Source organism: Pseudomonas sp. GW822-FHT03F08 (genome assembly GCF_058801265.1).
The window spans coordinates 43,164-59,096 of sequence record NZ_JBXANC010000005.1; the positions used below are offsets into that span (position 1 = coordinate 43,164).

11 protein-coding genes are annotated in these 15,933 nt (G+C 62.4%); 5 read left to right on the plus strand and 6 right to left on the minus strand.

Going from position 1 to position 15,933, the window contains the following annotated elements; all coding sequences use genetic code 11:
- Positions 1-32: 32 nt before the first annotated feature.
- Complete coding sequence (locus AC1RME_RS13660) at positions 33-839, minus strand: class I SAM-dependent methyltransferase (RefSeq protein ID WP_096821339.1); 807 nt, start codon at positions 837-839, stop codon at positions 33-35.
- Positions 840-976: 137 nt separating this feature from the next.
- Between AC1RME_RS13660 and AC1RME_RS13665 the strand changes: the two genes are divergently transcribed.
- A complete protein-coding gene (locus tag AC1RME_RS13665; protein WP_096821338.1) occupies positions 977-1,345 on the plus strand; it encodes a hypothetical protein in 369 nt (122 codons plus the stop codon).
- Here the strand turns inward: AC1RME_RS13665 and AC1RME_RS13670 are convergent.
- The 5 genes from AC1RME_RS13670 to AC1RME_RS13690 form a co-directional block, all read right to left on the minus strand.
- Positions 1,336-2,766 (minus strand): sigma-54-dependent transcriptional regulator, encoded by a 1,431-nt coding sequence (locus AC1RME_RS13670; RefSeq protein WP_096821337.1) that lies wholly within the window; start codon positions 2,764-2,766, stop codon positions 1,336-1,338. The two genes, AC1RME_RS13665 and AC1RME_RS13670, sit on opposite strands and share 10 nt — an antisense overlap.
- Positions 2,735-4,228, minus strand: coding sequence for a sensor histidine kinase (locus AC1RME_RS13675; RefSeq protein WP_096821336.1), 1,494 nt, complete (start codon positions 4,226-4,228; stop codon positions 2,735-2,737). The genes AC1RME_RS13670 and AC1RME_RS13675 overlap by 32 nt, the downstream gene beginning before the upstream one ends.
- Before the next feature lie 102 nt (positions 4,229-4,330).
- Positions 4,331-5,401 (minus strand): SCO family protein, encoded by a 1,071-nt coding sequence (locus AC1RME_RS13680; RefSeq protein ID WP_096821335.1) that lies wholly within the window; start codon positions 5,399-5,401, stop codon positions 4,331-4,333.
- Between the two features lie 17 nt (positions 5,402-5,418).
- Entirely contained in the window at positions 5,419-8,226 is a 2,808-nt protein-coding gene (locus tag AC1RME_RS13685) for a multicopper oxidase domain-containing protein (RefSeq protein ID WP_096821334.1), read from the minus strand.
- A gap of 158 nt (positions 8,227-8,384) precedes the next feature.
- Complete coding sequence (locus AC1RME_RS13690; protein ID WP_096821333.1) at positions 8,385-9,833, minus strand: sensor histidine kinase; 1,449 nt, start codon at positions 9,831-9,833, stop codon at positions 8,385-8,387.
- 307 nt (positions 9,834-10,140) lie between these two features.
- Between AC1RME_RS13690 and AC1RME_RS13695 the strand changes: the two genes are divergently transcribed.
- From AC1RME_RS13695 to AC1RME_RS13710, 4 genes are all read left to right on the plus strand, one after another.
- Entirely contained in the window at positions 10,141-11,484 is a 1,344-nt protein-coding gene (locus AC1RME_RS13695; protein WP_096821332.1) for a hypothetical protein, read from the plus strand.
- 35 nt (positions 11,485-11,519) lie between these two features.
- A complete protein-coding gene (locus tag AC1RME_RS13700) occupies positions 11,520-13,754 on the plus strand; it encodes an Ig-like domain-containing protein (RefSeq protein WP_096821331.1) in 2,235 nt (744 codons plus the stop codon).
- A 103-nt stretch (positions 13,755-13,857) separates the two neighbouring features.
- Positions 13,858-14,319, plus strand: coding sequence for a curlin (locus tag AC1RME_RS13705; RefSeq protein ID WP_096821330.1), 462 nt, complete (start codon positions 13,858-13,860; stop codon positions 14,317-14,319).
- Positions 14,320-14,345: 26 nt separating this feature from the next.
- On the plus strand, positions 14,346-15,797 hold the full coding sequence (locus AC1RME_RS13710; RefSeq protein WP_096821329.1) for a curlin: 1,452 nt from the start codon (positions 14,346-14,348) through the stop codon (positions 15,795-15,797).
- Positions 15,798-15,933: the final 136 nt, after the last annotated feature.

Genomic DNA, 15,933 nt, shown 5'->3' on the forward strand with positions numbered 1-15,933 from the left:
TTCGGCCGCCTTCATGACGCTCAATTCGGACTTCAGTTTTTCACCCCCACCCACGTAAAACACATCGGCATCTGCGCCTCGCGGTTCAGGTACTGGTCATACGCCTCTTCCCGGTTCGAGTGCGGGTATTCCTTGAAGTGCGCGATGTTCAGCCCCGCTTCGAGGGCGGCGGTGAAGATGGCGCCGAGGTTGTGCACGAACCAGTACGACGGCGCGGCCTGTTGTTCGACCTTGCCGACGTAGACAATCGGTTCCTCTTGCACGAACGGTTCTTCGCGGAAATACGAGGTCGCGAGGCGAAACGGATCCTCGGCGTCGGGATCGACCATTTCCAGGAACGGGTGGGTTTCGTAGATCACCAGTTGCCCGCCCGGTTTGAGGGTCGAGGCGACGTGGCGGAAGAATTCGCCGATGTCCGGCATCCAGTTGAGGACGCCGATGGTGATCAGTGCCACGTCGAAGCGACCGCGCAGTGATTCGGGCAGGTGATGAATATCGGTTTCGACGAATTCGGCCTTGTGCGGCGAGCGGCTGTTGAGCTCCCGGGCCTGTTCGAGAAACGCCGCCGACTGATCGACCCCGACGACGCTTCGCGCACCCAGCGCGAACAGCGAGAGGCTCTCGCGGCCATTGTTGCAACCCAGTTGCACGACATCCTTCCCATCGACACCGACCTGCTCCAGCAAACCGCGCAGGGTTGAGTCGAGGCAGGAGAAATCAGCCTGGGCGACCTCGGTCAACAAGGCCTGCCACTCGGGCGATTCCTGATGATGACGGGCTGAATCGTTCCACGCCTGACGATTGCTTTCGATGGCGTTCTTGTTGTTTGGCACTTCCATGGCGCACTCCGGACGATGCTCTTGATTGAGCGGCCCGAGTCTAGTTGAGCCTGCCGATCCAGGTTGTTGCGAACTTGTAAGCCAACGGGCGGCTATAGTTAATAGCCTTGGGGAAAACCGCTTCCACAGGTGCCGCCATGCAAACGTTCAACCGGCTGCTGCTATCCGCCTGTCTGCTCGCCGCCACACAGGCGCAAGCTCTCGACAGCAACTTCAACTACTACGGGCCGAACCAGCCGTTCGCCCATCCGGCGCCGCCGTCGCTGAATGCCCAGCCGCCACGGCCGTTCGATGACACCACGCCGCAGGATTTCGTGGTGATCCCCGATCGCCACGACTTCCACGACTCACAACTGCCGACTGTGGCCGATGCGACGGTGCGGGTGTTTATCCGCACGTACGATGCCGAGCGCGGCATCTACGTCAATGACGAGGTGCTGGACCCGACGTGCCTGCTGGAGTGCCTGAGCCCGCCGAATCCACGGAGTAACGCGGTCTACCACTGACGCTTGTCCGGGCGTGCCAGGCCGAGCTTCTCGATGCGGTAACGCAGCATGTCGCGGCTCAGGCCCAGCAAGCGGGCGGACTTGGTGACGTTCCAGTCGGTCTTGTCGAGCATCTTGCGCACCATGTCGCGCTCGACCTCCGGCAGGTTCATCGACTCGGTATTGCTCGCCGGGCGCGGTTCGAAATGCGGCACCTCGTGATGCTGATGCAGCGGCGGCTCGTCGACCAGGCTCATGCACACGTTCAACTGGTGCGCGGCGATGATGTCGTTCGGCGCCAGCAACACGGTCTGTTCGAGCATGTTGCGCAGTTCGCGCACGTTGCCCGGCCAGGTGTAATTGAGCAGCAACTCTTCGGCCTGCTGGCTGAAATGCAGATTCGGTTTGCCGTAGCGCTTGCCGTGGCTGGCAAGAAAATGTCGGGCCAACAGCAACGCGTCGTCGCCCCGGGCATACAGGCGCGGCACCTTGATCGAGATGATCCGCAGGCGGAAGAACAGGTCACGGCGGAACTTGCCCTGCTGCACCATCTGTTCAAGGTTGCAGTTGGTGGCGCTGATCACCCGCAGGTTGACCTTGCGCTCCTTCACCGAGCCGACCCGGCGGATGGTGCGATCTTCCAGCAACTTCAGCAGTTTGGCCTGCAGCACCAGATCCATTTCGCCGATTTCGTCGAGAAACAGCGTGCCGCCGTCAGCCGCTTCCACCAGCCCGACGCGACGATCCTTGGCATCGGTGAACGCGCCCTTCTCGTGACCGAACAGCTCCGATTCCACCAGGTTGGCGGGGATCGACGCGCAGTTGAATTCAATGAACGGGCCTTTGCTGCGCGCGCCGTCGAAATGCAGCGCACGCGCCACCAGTTCCTTGCCGGTCCCGGTCTCACCTTCCACCAGCACCGGCGGCAGATCGCCGTTGGTCATGCGGCGTTCGGCTTCGAGCAATTGGCCGATGGTGTTTTTCAGGTGCTGCATCGGCGCCGATTCACCGATCAGCGCCTGCACCCCGGATTTCTGCGCCTCGCGCTCCTGATAGAACGACAGCGTGCGCTCCATCCGCTCGGTGGCCAGAGCCTTGTCCAGCAGCAGTTTGAGCTCCGGCAACGCGACCGGTTTGGTGACGTAATGAAAGGCGCCCTCCTTCATCGCGACCACCGCATCTTCGACATTGCCGTAACCGGTCATCATGATCACTTTCAGATCCGGCGCGCTGATGCGCAGCTTCTGGATCAGGTCGTGACCGCTCATGCCCGGCAGCGAGTTGTCGGTCAGCACGATGTCCGGCATGAAGCTTTCCAGTTGCCCCAGCGCGTCTTCAGCCGAATGGCAAACCGTCACCTCGAAGTCTTTGCGCTCCAGGTAGGTCTGAATATTGTCGGCCAACAGTTCGTCATCCTCGACCAGCAGAATGCTGTGTTCCATATTCCCCTCCCGATGCCACTTTAAAGTTGAGACTGACGCGGGTTCCTTCCTGCTCGCGGCTGGTCAGCACGACCGACCCCTGAAAACGCTCCATGATTCTTTTGACCAGTGCCAGGCCAACCCCGAGGCCGCCCTGCTTGGTGGTGAAAAACGGTTTGAACACCAGCTGTTGCTGCTGCGCGCTCATGCCTTTGCCGGTGTCGCCCAGGGTCATGCACACCTGGCCGGCATGGGGTGTCTCAATGTCGACACTCAGCACGCCGCCCTTGGGCATCGCTTCCAGGGCGTTGGCAAACAGGCTATTGAGAATCTGCGTCAGCAGCACCCTTTGGCTGACGACCGGCGGGCAGTCCTGCGGGTTGAACCGCACGTCGACCCCGCTACGCCGAATCAGCGCATCAAACGCGCCCAGGGTGTCTTCGACCGCCGCCAGCAGGTCCACCGCTTCACCGTCATCGTTCATCGGCCGCAGCGACACCAGCAGCTCGCGCACCCAGCGCGACATGCGGTCGACCTGACTGATGATGTCGCCGATATTGCGCTGGGCGCTCTGGCTGGCCACTTCCTGGGCCAGTTCGGCGCTGGAACGGATGGTCGCCAACGGGTTGCGCAAGCTGTGAGCCACCGCCGAGGACATCTCGCCCAACGCGACAAAGGTTTCGTTGCTGATCAGTTGCTGTTGCTGGCTCTGCAGCAAGGTCGAGGCACGGCGCACGATCCAGAACAGCCCCAGATAAATCGCCGCGCCACCGAAGATCGTCGCCGCCCAGATCGAAGCAAAACCACGATCGATGCGGTCCACCAGATCCGCCGGTTCCTTGTAGATCTCGACCATGGCGATGACTTTGCTTTTGTCGGCGTTGAACATCGGGATGTAGTTCTCGATGAACAGGTATTTGGGTTCGCGGGACAGCTTCTGCTCGGGTTTCTCGTCGTCGATCTTGTGATAGCTGGAGGACACCGGCACTTTCATTTCGAACGATTCGTCCAGCTCGTCATCGTCCTCGAATTTCACGCCGATCAGCTCCGGGTTGGTCGACCAGATCACCGAGCGATCCAGGGCGTAGACCGTCGCCAGCAGGATGTCCGGCAAGTGTTCGACATGATCGAGAAATTCGGCCCGGGCCGCGCCATGGGCCACCGGATCGACGTCGGGGAAATTTTCGTCCTGACGCGGGTCAAGCATTTCGCCCATGGTGCGCAGGGGTGTGATGCCGGCATGGCGCATTTCCGCATCGCCGATGGCCTGGACGAATTGCGCCGTCAGCAGCGCATCGCGCTCCACGCTCTCGGTGACCACAAAACGAGTGGAGATATAGCCCAGCCCCAGCGCCACCGCCGCGATGATGAAAAAACTGGCCAGCGAGAACCAGCGCAACAGGTTGAACTGTCCGCCCCAACTCTTGATGGCTGCTGCCGCGACATTCGGCGCAGGTGTTTTTTGTTCTTCCAGTCGTTGCATGGGGGTGCCCTGGCGTTGTGTATCGAACCGGTTACAGCCACCTCACGACTGAGTGTAGGTGGCAATGACCGTGATACAGGACTCAATGATGCTATTTAGCCGCTAGCGCATGCGACTCACCGTTTCGCTGCTGGCGGCCGGTGTTATTGGCGTCAACGCCCCGTCAGCCAAGGGCTGCGTGGTGGGGTGCTGACGCTCGGTTTCATCGCGCAGAAAGTCGATGATCGACTGCGCCGACATCTCGTCCAGTCGCAGATTGGGCATCGGAATCCGCTCGTATTGTTCGAACAGTTGCAGTGCGATCGGGTCCTTTTCCGCCAGTACCCGATCAGGTTCGCGGATCCACCGGTTGAGCCAGGCCGGGTCACGCTGACGGGTCACGCCGATCAGGTCCGGGCCGATGTTGCGCATGCCGATGCCTTCGCCGTCCTGCGGGCCGAGGCTGTGGCAGGAGGCGCACCGGGTGCGGAACAGTTCTTCGCCGTTGCTTGGCGGACGAATGTCCGGCGCATTGGCGTAGCTTTCCTCGATGCTTGGCTGCTTCCAGTTCTGCAGGGTGTTGGCCAGTTGATCGGCAAGGATCCACGGGTTCTCAAACGGCGACGCCTTCATCCAGCGCCCGGTGCTCTGGTTGCCGACGATCAGGCTCAGGTTGTGATCCTTGGTGCGGCCGTTGTCGACGCCTTCGATGAACAACCCGAGCTTCTTGCGCAGGTCGGTGACATCTTCGAATTCGCCGGTGAGGAATTTCCAGCCAGGGCCGACCTTGAACCGTTGCGAATAGGCTTTGAGCACTTCGGGGGTGTCGCTTAAAGGGTCAATGCTGATCGAGTAGAAAAAGATGTCCTGGCCGACCCGGTCCCCCAGCAGTTTCTGCACCTGGCGCAGGCGTGCGGTTTCCAGTGGGCAGGAGTCGCTGCATGAAGTGAAGATGAAGTTGATCACCACCACTTTGTCTTTGATCAGGTCATCGAAAAAGCGCACCTGCTTGCCGTCCTGATCGGTCAGCAGGGTGTTGGGGAAATAGTCGCCACCCCACGGGGTGGCGGATTCGCTGGCGCCTTCGGGCAGCGCTTGATGGGCGATGAGCACCTGACTGCCGAACAGGCAGGTGACCAGCACCAGGATCAAGTGCATGCCGAGGGCGCGGGAGCGCGGCGTTGGCTGGGTCATGTCGGCTCCCTCCCTTTTCATTTCTTCACGGTCACTTGCGGGCCGAAGCCATCGCCAGTGCGGAAGGTTGGCAGCGCGGCAGAGTTGACGTAGCGCACGCCATCCCAGCTCGGCAATGGTGTCGGCATCAACTGCAGTTGGCCGGGTTTCTCGAGGTCCCAACGCAGCAGCATCGAGTTGTCTTCATGCTGGGTGTTGTGACAGTGCTCCATGTAAGTCCCGGCAAACTCGCGGAAGTTGATCGCCATTTCCACGCTGTCCAGCCCGTCGGCTTCCGAGCCGATGCGATAGACGTCCTTGCGCGCCCATTTTTCCCACTCAGGCGGGGCCTTGCCGCCACGGCTGAGGATGATCCCTTCCTCGAAGTGCACGTGCACCGGATGGCTCCAACCCTTGCCGCCAAGCTTGATGTTCCACACTTCCAGGGTGCCGAATCCGGCGGTGCCGGCATCGGTCGGGCCGCTGGCCAATCTGGTCGAGGCGTTCAACCGGCGTGGGTCCATGTGGAAGCCGAAGCCGCCATCGGTCTTGACTGTCCACGGTGCTTCATCGGTGCCGTCGCTACGGCCGAAGGTGAAGGTCCGGTGACGGGCGTTGGCCAGCAGCGCCTTGTCGGCGGCGTTGTCGCGGTGGATCTTCAGCGGGATCATCACCATGCCTTCAGCCTTGCCCGGTTTGGCCGGTTCGTAGGCTGCCGGGTCCATGGCCAGGTCCTGACCGGTGAAAGGCTTGACGTTGAGCTGCAAGACCTTGCCCACTGCCGGATCACCCCTGTCCCATTGCGGGCCTTTGCTGGTCTGCTTGATCACCGCCAGGTACTTCTCGGAGAGCACATCGGACAGCGAGATCGTCTCTTTCGGGCCTTTGCCGTCGTCCTGGGCCTGGAGGTTGACGAAGAACAGCTTGTCGCCCGGTTTGATGCCGTTTTTCGAGAAGTTGACGATGATGTCGAACCGTTCGGCGATGCCCTGGGTCGGCAGGATCGCGTTGTGGTTCTGTTTGTCGCCATCGGCATCCAGATCCATCGAGCCGTCGAACGGCACGCTGTGCTCCATGATGTTGCCGTCGTTGGCGATCATGTGGAACGGCACGCGGCTGTAGGAAACGCCGGAGTTCTTCGGCCCCTGGAATTCGCCGCCGGTGCCTTTGATTTCACGTACCAGCGCGAGTTTGAAGTAGCGCGAGACCGAACCGTTGAGGATGCGGAACCGATAACTGCGGGCACGTACGTCGAGGGTCGGTTTCCACTGCCAGTTGACCAGCACCTGATCGCCGATGAAGCCATCGGTGTTGAACGGGTTGAACCACAACTGGCCTTCCTGATCCCAGGCCTTGTCGGCGAACACCAGGTTGACGTCGTAGTCGCGGTTGCCCCACGGCAAGGCGCTGCCGCTGGGGAAACGCAGGTTGACCCCGTCGTTCACCGATTCGTTGCCGCGATCCAGGGCGCTGTAGTAGTTCATCATCGCCGCGTTGCCCTTGTAGACGTTCTGCGCGGTGAAATCGAGCATGTGGTCGTGGAACCAGTGGGTGCTCATGGTTTCGCGCCAGTCGCCACGGATCTTGATGGTGCCGTGGTCGCAGGTCTTCTTCGCAGGTGCAAGGTCGTTGACCCACAGGGTTTCCCCCGGTGCACACGGGAACGCCGCACGCGGGTCTTCAGCCTTGGTGTTGATGCTGTCGTAACCGGCGAGCTGGATCGGCCAGCGATAGTCGTAATACTGGCCTGGGAAGAAAAATGCGTTGGCATAGCCGTCGCTTTCCGCCGGTGCGTGGCCGTTGTGCTCGTGGGTGGTGATGGTGTGCAGGCCGAAACCGCGGTTGGCCGACGGATCGATCGGCAAGCCGTTGTAGTGACGCATCATCACCGGTTGGCCGTAGCGCACCATCAGCAGTTTCGGCGGCAGCGTGCCGTCGAAGGTCCACACCGAATTGTGGTTCTGCACTGGCATCGCCGGGTGGAAACGCGCATCGACGCCCTTGGCCGTGCCATCGGTCGCCGGCACGCCAGCGACGTTGTGGTACAGACCACCGGGGCCGAATTCGCCGACGGCATAACCGTGCATCTGCCGACTGTCACGCAGACCGCCATTCAGGCGCGCGCCGGTCTGCACGGTCTTGTAGGCGACTTGCGGGTAGAACTCGTTCCAGCGCTGGTGAGCCCAGCCTTTTCCCGGTGGCCGGCCTTCGGCGGACGAGCCGATGTGACGGTTGAGGAACAACTCGATTTGCGACTGCCACGGGTTACGGTCGACGACGTTGGAGAACTGGCTCGGGAACGGTGTCAGCCCCGGTTGACGCAAAAACGCGTCCAGCGCCGTGCCGGGTGGCGCGCTGCGGGCAACGCTGTTCGGGTCCTGGGCCGGCGCCGGGCCGATGGCAGCGGGCGGAAAGCCCAACGGCGCGGCCGGGGTGGTCGGGTCGAGTTTTTCCGGGCCGAATTCTTCGAACAATACGATTTGCTGAGTGAACGGCTGGGCGCCGTACAACGGGCTCGGCTTGCCATTCGTGGGGTAATTGAAACTGGTCTGCACGGTGGGCGGCAGGATGTTTTCCGAACGCGTGGTGTTGCGCGTGCCTTTCACCCCGTCAGGCAGATCGAAGGAATCTTCGTTGGCCTCGGGCATGGTCAGGATGGCGTTGAGGGCCGCCGGTTCATCGGCCGGCTCGTCGTAGTACGCCGACGGGTCGGAGGCTTCCGGCTGGTTCTCGTCATCGATCGGGCTCGCTCGAACCCCCGCCATGGTGCCGAGGGTCAATGCCAGAAAGACGCTTAACGGCGTCAGCAGGAATAACTTGTTGGGGTAACGCGTTGCTCTGTCCATCACCAGCCGCCTCATCTAAGGAAGGGGTGATGGTGTTTTGCAATTACCTCGCCAAAGTATTAATCCCCGTTGAAACAAGCCGTTACAGACGCTGTTGCATTCCCCACTCCCCGGTGACCGGGGCCTGACACCCGCTCCTGGGGGAAGTTCACCCCAATTTACTGGATGAGCTGAAACGCCAGACGAACGGTGGTGCCCTCGCCTTCGCGGCTGTCCAGAGTCACGCCGCCGCCGAAGCGCTCCATGATCCGTTTGACCAGCACCAGCCCTACGCCGAGCCCGCCCTGCTTGGTGGTGAAGAACGGCCGGAACGCCATGCTGCGCTGTTCTTCGTTCATGCCTTTGCCGGTGTCACTGAGCATGACGCTGACACCTCGGCTGTCCGTTGGCTCAAGCGTAATGGTCAGCGTGCCGCCCTTGTCCATCGCCTCCAGTGCGTTGGCCAACAGGCTGTTGAGGATTTGCGTGAGTTGCACCGGTTGGCTCAGCACCATCGGCGTTTGTTGCGGATGAAACACCACGTTTACCGCGTTTTTGGCGATCTGCTGCTCGAACGCGACCAGACTCTCGTGCAGCGCCGCCACCAGGTTCACCGGTTCCGGTTCGTCGTTGAGCGGTCGCAGCGACTGCAGCAGTTCGCGCACCCACTTCGACATGCGATCGACCTGGCCGATGATGTCCTTGATGTTCTTCTGCGCCGGCCCCGCGTCGAATTCCAGGGCCAGTTCGGCGCTGGAGCGGATGGTCGCCAACGGATTGCGCAAACTGTGCGCCACCGCCGAGGACATCTCGCCCAGCGCAACGAAGGTTTCGTTGGCGATCAGTTGCTTTTGTTGGACCGCCAACAGGATCGCCGCTCGACGCACGATCCAGTACAGCCCCAGATAAATCAGCCCGCCGCCCAGCGCCGTGGCCAGCCAGATCAGGGTCAGACCGCGCTCCATGCGGGCGATCAGGTCTTTGGGTTCCTTGTAGATCTCGACCATCGCCGTGACGTTCTTGCCATCGGCGTCGAACAACGGGATGTAGTTCTCGATGAAGATGTATTCCGGCGGCACCACGAACTTCTGCTCTTCACGGCCCTTGTCGACGTCGTGGTAACTGGCCGAGACCGGAATCTTTTCATTGAACGCCCGGTCGAGGTCTTCATCGGCGTGAATCCGCGTACCGGTCAGTGCCGGGTTGGTCGACCAGATCACCAGACGATCCGGCGCATAAATGTTGGCGAGAATCACGTCCGGCAAGTGGGCAATGTGATCGAGAAACTCGCCTCGGGCATTGGCCCGGGCCGCTGGGTCTACGTCGGGAAAATCGTTGTCCTGGCGCGGGTCGAGCAACTCGCCCATGGTGCGGATATTGGGGATCGAGACGTGACGCACTTCCGCCGACGCGATGGCCTGAATGAACTGCGCGGTCAGCAAGGCATCGCGCTGCACGCTTTCTTCGATCACGAATCGCGTCGACACCGTCCCGAGCGCCACGGCCACCGTGCCGATCACCGCCATGCTGATCAATGAAAACCAGCGCAGCAGATTGAACGGCTGCTTGCGCGAGCCCAGCCGCAGGCTGCTCTCCTCGACCGGTAGCGATTTTGACTGCATGTTCATGGCGGCGACTTCCCGATACGTCCCTATAGGGTTATAGCCCACCGTTGGGTGATTGCCCGGATGCGGGGGGTGAACGGCCCCACGATCATCGATCTGTAAATCCGCTCTGCCGATGGAGCCCCACAATCCCCAATCCTGGGGACTGTCGCCCGATGCCCGCGCTGTAAAAAATCCCCACCCTCACTTGCCAACCCTTACGCCACGGGCCTTTGCCGCCCGTTGCCCGGCCGTTGGTATGGAAGTTGTAAAGCCCCTCTGCAACTGACCCACCCCCAAGGGGCAGGCACTTCGATAGAGGGATTAACTCATGCACCCTTTACTGTCCAAAACCGCGACCGTCCTGGTCGTGAGCGCCTTGGCCCAGGGCATTGCCCAGGCCGCTCTGTTCGCCGTCGATCCCGGCCCCTATGCCCCGGCGACCGGCGGATTTGCCAGTTGGTATCAGGACACCCACGGTCGTACGCTGGATCTGTGCCTGTCCAAAGCGCTCAGCTCGCGCGTGCCAAGCACGCCTGGCGCCCCTTCGTACATGTGCTCGCTGATTCCGACACCCGGTGTGTTCGACGACGCCCAGCCGATCGTCTTCCCGAGCAACTTTCCCGACGAAGCGTTCTGGTTCACCGCCGACGGCACCGTTGTCGATGCGGCCCGGGGCATCAACCTGTCCTACGGCTCGGCCGTCGAAGCGGCATTCAGTGGCGGTGATCCGGTGGAAGGCGACCAGATCAGCTTCGCCCGCATCCGCATCCGGGTCGATGTACCCACCGCCGGGACCTACGTGATCACTCACCCGTACGGCGTCGAAGTGTTCACCGTCGATACCCCCGGTCGCCGCGCGATCAACATGACCCGCGACATCGGCATCGGCAGTCCGAAAACCTACGACGGCGCGCTCAAGGGTGACGTCGGGCCGTTCCTGCGCAGCGTCAACGGGCCATACACCGAGACCAATCCGGCGGGCGGTGCCGAACAATTCATCGGCGACCCGAACCTTGAAGAAGCGGTGACCGGAAGTCCTTTCAACACCAACTTCATCCGCATCGAAGGCCCCGGCGGGATCGATCTGCGCACCACGGTGTTTGCCGTCTCCGGCAAGTTGTCGACGGTGGTTCGGCCAACACCGCTGATCACCGAACGCAGCACCTACTCGCGCAAACCCGGCGACAGTGCCCCGGTCGCCCAACAAGACGTATTCGTCAAAGCCCCGCCTGCTCCGGCCACCGTCGCGGTCACCAGCAGCACGCCGGTGCTCAACCTCAAAGAGGCCGACAGCACCGGCAGCTGGTACGCGCAATCGCAGGTCAACCCGACCTTGCCGACCACGCTGCAAGTGACCGCCGACAACCACCTGGCCATCGCGACCAGCTCGCCGACCACCCTGCCCATGACCCTGACCGACCTGGTGGTGATCCAGCGCGCCGAGTACAGCCTGAGCTCCGGGCAACTGACGTTGGTGGCCTCGACCAGTGACGAAACCTCGCCGCCGGTACTCACCGCCACCTCCGGCAGCGGCGCCGCCATCGGTGCGCTGGGCGGTGACGGCGCAGTGAAAACCCTGACCACCGGGATCACCCCGATCCCACCGGCCAAGGTTCGGGTGACGTCGTCCAACGGCGGCAGCGATACCGAAGAAGTGGTCATCGTGCAATGAACGCTCACATGCCCAGATCCGTATCAGGAGGCATCATGAACAAGTGGCCACGCTTCGCGCTCAACGCGCTCGGGCTGACAATCTCGCTGACCGGCAGTGCGTTCGCGCAACTGGCCGCCGTCGATCCCGGCCCCTACACCTTCGCCACCGGGAAATTCCCGATGTGGTACCAGGACAACAACCTGCTGTCGATGGAACTCTGCCAGTCGCGCGCCGCCAGTTCGCGAGTGCCGGCCGCCACCCCGCCGGCGTACATGTGCACCCTGCTGCCGGAACCGGGGATTTTCGACGACACGCTGCCGATGGTGTTCCCCGACAACTGGCCGCCGGAAGCGTTCTGGTTCCTGGCGGAAACCAATATCCCCAACAATGGCGCCGGTTTTGGTATGGACGCCTATGTCGCCGGGATCGAAGCAGCGTTCGCCTCGGGAAACCCGGTGGACGGTGATCAGCAAAGCTTCGCGCGGATCCGCATCCGGGTGAACGTGCCTGTTGCCGGCACTTACACCATCACCCACCCGTACGGTGTGGAAACGGTCACCGTCACCACGCCAGGCCGGCGGGCGATCAACATCACCAAGGACGTCGGCATCGGCGCTCCGGGCAACTTCAGCGGTGCGCTCAACGGCGCCATCGGACCGTTCCTGCGCAGCATCAACGGCCCGTACACCGAAGTGAACCCGGACACCGGCAGCATCGAAACCTTCGTCGGTGACCCGAACCTCACCGAAGCAGTGACCGGCAGCCCGTTCAACACCAACTTCGTACGGATCGACGGTCCCTCGGGCGCCGGCTCGATTCAGACCACCCTGTTCACCGTCGCCGGCAAGGTCCTCGATAACCGTCAACAGACCCACGTCGCCCTCGATCGCGCCACCTATCGCCGGACGTCGGCCGGTGTGCGTACCGAAGTGTTCGCCAAGGCTGACAGCAGCTCGACCCTGTGTTTCCGCGAAACCCTGGCGCTGCTGCCCGGTCCACCGAAAACGCCGTGCCAGACCAGTCTGTTGGGTGACAACAACGGTCTGTTCTTCGGCCAGCGTCTGGGCAACGGAACCCTGCCATCGGTGATCGTCGTGACTGCAACCAACCCGGCCGGGACAACGCGCCCGACTTCGGTATCGGCCAAGCTCACCGACGTGGTGAAAATCCAGACCGCCCGCTACAGCTGGGCCAACCACAGCCTGCTGATCGAAGCCACGTCGACTGATGAAGTCGCCGTGCCGGACATGGTCGCCCAAGGCTACGGACGCCTGTCGAAAACCGGCACCCTGCAAAAAATCACCGTCGCCGACCTGACCCAGCCGCCGGCCACCGTCACGGTCAAATCCGCCGCTGGCGGCAGCGACACCGAGCCGGTCGTGGTCGTCGGCAACGCACCGGACACCGGTGAAAACCAGGCGCCACTGTCCGTCGCCGACACCGGCAGCACCAGCTTCGGCGTGCCGATCACCCTCAACGTGCTGACCAACGACAACGACCCGGACGGCAACGTACCGCTGACCATCACCGCGCTGACCCAACCGGCGGCCGGCCAGGGCACCGTTGCCCTGAACGGCACCACCTCGGTGGTTTACACCCCGCCAGCCGTGGTCAACGCACCGCTGACCACGACCTTCACCTACAAGGCCCAGGACAGCAAAGGCCTGGCCTCGGTGAACCCGGCCACGGTGACCATCAGCGTCGCGCCGAACCGGCCACCGACCGCCGTCGCCGACAGCGTCGCAACGCTGGGCGTGGCGATCCCGATCAACGTCCTGGCCAACGACACCGATCCGGAAGGCAACACGCCGCTGGGCGTCGCCAGCCTGACCCAACCGCCGGCAGGACGCGGCACCGTCAGCACTGACGGCACGGTGATCACCTACACCCCACCGGCCACCGTGACCACCGCTTTCACCACGACCTTCACCTACATCGCCCGGGACAGCTTCGGCGCCCAGTCGACGCCGGCCACGGTCACTGTGCAAGTGTCGCCACGGCCAGCGGCGGAAACCTTCACGATCACCACCTCGACCGTGCAGGCCCGTTCCGGCAACCGCTTCAACTGGGACTTCGCCGGCACCTCGTCGGTGACCACCGGCAACACCATCACCGTGCAGGTCACCACCCCGACCGGGCTGGTCACCCTGGGCACGACGACGGTACCGGTCACCGGACGCTGGCGGCTGACGTTGAACAACACGACGGTGGTGCCATCGGCCAACCCGACCGCCACCATCCGTTCGTCCCAGGGCACCGTACGCACCATCTCGGTGACCACCCTCTGAGCCCACGCCCCACCCGCCCCACACCGCTAGGCGCGGAGTGGGTGGGGTCGGTCTCAGCCACGATTTCAGGTTTGCGCAACACGACACACCACAGGACAACGCCATGAACACGCCGACCGCCGCCCTGCTTTGCCTGCTAGCCCTGTGTGGCAGTGCGGGCGTGCGCGCCGACGACCTGATGGAAAACGACGACCTGGCGCCCTCCGCCGACCTCGGCGAACTGCCGCCCCCGGTGGGCCAGCAAGCCCTGATCGACCAGAACGGCCAGGCCAACCTCGCGCTGCTCTCGCAGAACGGTCAGTCGCTGCTTGGAAAGATCGTGCAGTCGGGCAGCAATCAAGAGGCGTACATCCTTCAGCAAGGCAGCGACCTGATGGCGTTGATCACGCAAAACGGTTCCGGCAACGCCGCGTCCATCACACAAAACGGCAGCCACAACCGCGCGCAGATTTCGCAAAACGGCAACAACAACGACGCCAGCATCGAGCAGGCCGGCACGGGGCTGCAAAGCGCCGTGACCCAGTCGGGCAACGGCATGAGCGTTTCGGTCAAGCAATATCGCTAAGCACTGCAATCATCGGAGAGTTCATCATGTTCAAACTGACGCCCCTCACCGCCGCCATCCTGGTCATGATCAGTGCCCAGGCCATGGCCGACGACAGCCTGTCCACCCAGAGCCAGGTCGGTACTGCCAACATCGCCAATGTGAAGCAGACCCAGGCCCCGTTCAGCAGCGCCACCCAGACCCAACTCGGCCAAGGCAACGACGCCGCCGCCGTGCAAGACACCGCCAGCAGCGTCATCACCCAGGACGCGGTCGGCGACTACAACGCCGCCTATGCCGAACAACTTTACGAAGACAATGGCACCATCACCCAACAACAGGTCGGCGCCTTCAACACCACCCACGCCAGCCAGTCGCTGGGCTTCGGCTCACCCAACACCGCCCTGCAACAGCAGCAAGGCACCGGCAACTTCTCGTTCGTCTACCAGGACTCGCAGAACGGCAGCGAAGGCAAGACCTTCCAGTTCGGTGACAGCAACGAAGCCAACATCGAACAACTCTATGAAGGCAGCGGCAACAGCTCGGTGATCACCCAATACGGCACCGCCAACTACGGCACCGCCGAACAGGTCACCCACAACGGTGGGCAGATCGGCATCAACCAGGCCGGCGAAAACAACTACGGCTACGCCGACCAACGCAACGGCACCGGCGGCAACATCACCATCAACCAGTTCGGCAACCTCAACGGCAGCGAAATCTGGCAAGACACCCAACTGGCCAGCCAGGCCACCGTCAACCAATACGGCGACAGCAACGAAACCGTGGTCGACCAGAGCTTCGGCGAAAACAACACCGCCGCCGTCACCCAGGTCGGCAACACCAACGCCATCTACGCCGACCAGTTCGAGTCGGTCAACTCGACGCTGTCGCTCTATCAAGTCGGCAACGGCAACGTGCACTACACCTACCAGAGCGGCGACGGTCACACGCTCAACGCCACCTCAGTGGGCAACGACAACAAGGTCTACGCCAGCAACTGGAAAGGCCCGCAACACGGCGGCCAGTTCGGCAGCAACCAGCGTGCGACGATCAATCAGGCGGGTAACGGCAACATCGCCAGCTTCACCCAGGACGGCGTCGGCCACATCATGACGACCCACCAGACTGGCACCGGCAACAAAACCACAGTCAGCCAGGCTGATTCCTACAACGAGCTGTACTTCGATCAGAACGGCAGCGACAACATCCTGATCTCCGATCAACGCGGCACCACCAACCTGGCCCAAGGCAGCTCGAACGGCACGGGCAACAGCACCGAATTCGACCAGTCGGGCACCGGCAACCAGGCGTACACCGCGCAGCTGTATGGCAGCGACAACATGATCACCGTGAAACAGGCTGACACCATGAACGTGGCGTACGTGACCCAGGGCGGGACCGGGAACATTGCCAATGTGGACCAGAGCGGGATGACACAGACCGCGAATATTCAGCAGTTCGGGTCGGCTAACCAGGCGACGGTTTTGCAACAGTAAGGCTTGGGTGTTGGAAAACCGCGATCTCTTGGGGTCGCGGTTTTTTTGCGCTGACGCTTGAGTGGCGTCCTACGGAAAACGGAACCTCTTCAGAAATTCGGGGAGTTTTCTGACGAATTCTGGCGGTTGGCCGTCG

Excerpts from the sequence above, each read along its gene's own strand:
- AC1RME_RS13660 (WP_096821339.1), bottom strand. The coding sequence starts at position 839 with ATGGAAGTGCCAAACAACAAGAACGCCATCGAAAGCAATCGTCAGGCG.
- AC1RME_RS13665 (WP_096821338.1), top strand. The coding sequence starts at position 977 with ATGCAAACGTTCAACCGGCTGCTGCTATCCGCCTGTCTGCTCGCCGCC.
- AC1RME_RS13670 (WP_096821337.1), bottom strand. The coding sequence starts at position 2,766 with ATGGAACACAGCATTCTGCTGGTCGAGGATGACGAACTGTTGGCCGAC.
- AC1RME_RS13675 (WP_096821336.1), bottom strand. The coding sequence starts at position 4,228 with ATGCAACGACTGGAAGAACAAAAAACACCTGCGCCGAATGTCGCGGCA.
- AC1RME_RS13680 (WP_096821335.1), bottom strand. The coding sequence starts at position 5,401 with ATGACCCAGCCAACGCCGCGCTCCCGCGCCCTCGGCATGCACTTGATC.
- AC1RME_RS13685 (WP_096821334.1), bottom strand. The coding sequence starts at position 8,226 with ATGGACAGAGCAACGCGTTACCCCAACAAGTTATTCCTGCTGACGCCG.
- AC1RME_RS13690 (WP_096821333.1), bottom strand. The coding sequence starts at position 9,833 with ATGAACATGCAGTCAAAATCGCTACCGGTCGAGGAGAGCAGCCTGCGG.
- AC1RME_RS13695 (WP_096821332.1), top strand. The coding sequence starts at position 10,141 with ATGCACCCTTTACTGTCCAAAACCGCGACCGTCCTGGTCGTGAGCGCC.
- AC1RME_RS13700 (WP_096821331.1), top strand. The coding sequence starts at position 11,520 with ATGAACAAGTGGCCACGCTTCGCGCTCAACGCGCTCGGGCTGACAATC.
- AC1RME_RS13705 (WP_096821330.1), top strand. The coding sequence starts at position 13,858 with ATGAACACGCCGACCGCCGCCCTGCTTTGCCTGCTAGCCCTGTGTGGC.
- AC1RME_RS13710 (WP_096821329.1), top strand. The coding sequence starts at position 14,346 with ATGTTCAAACTGACGCCCCTCACCGCCGCCATCCTGGTCATGATCAGT.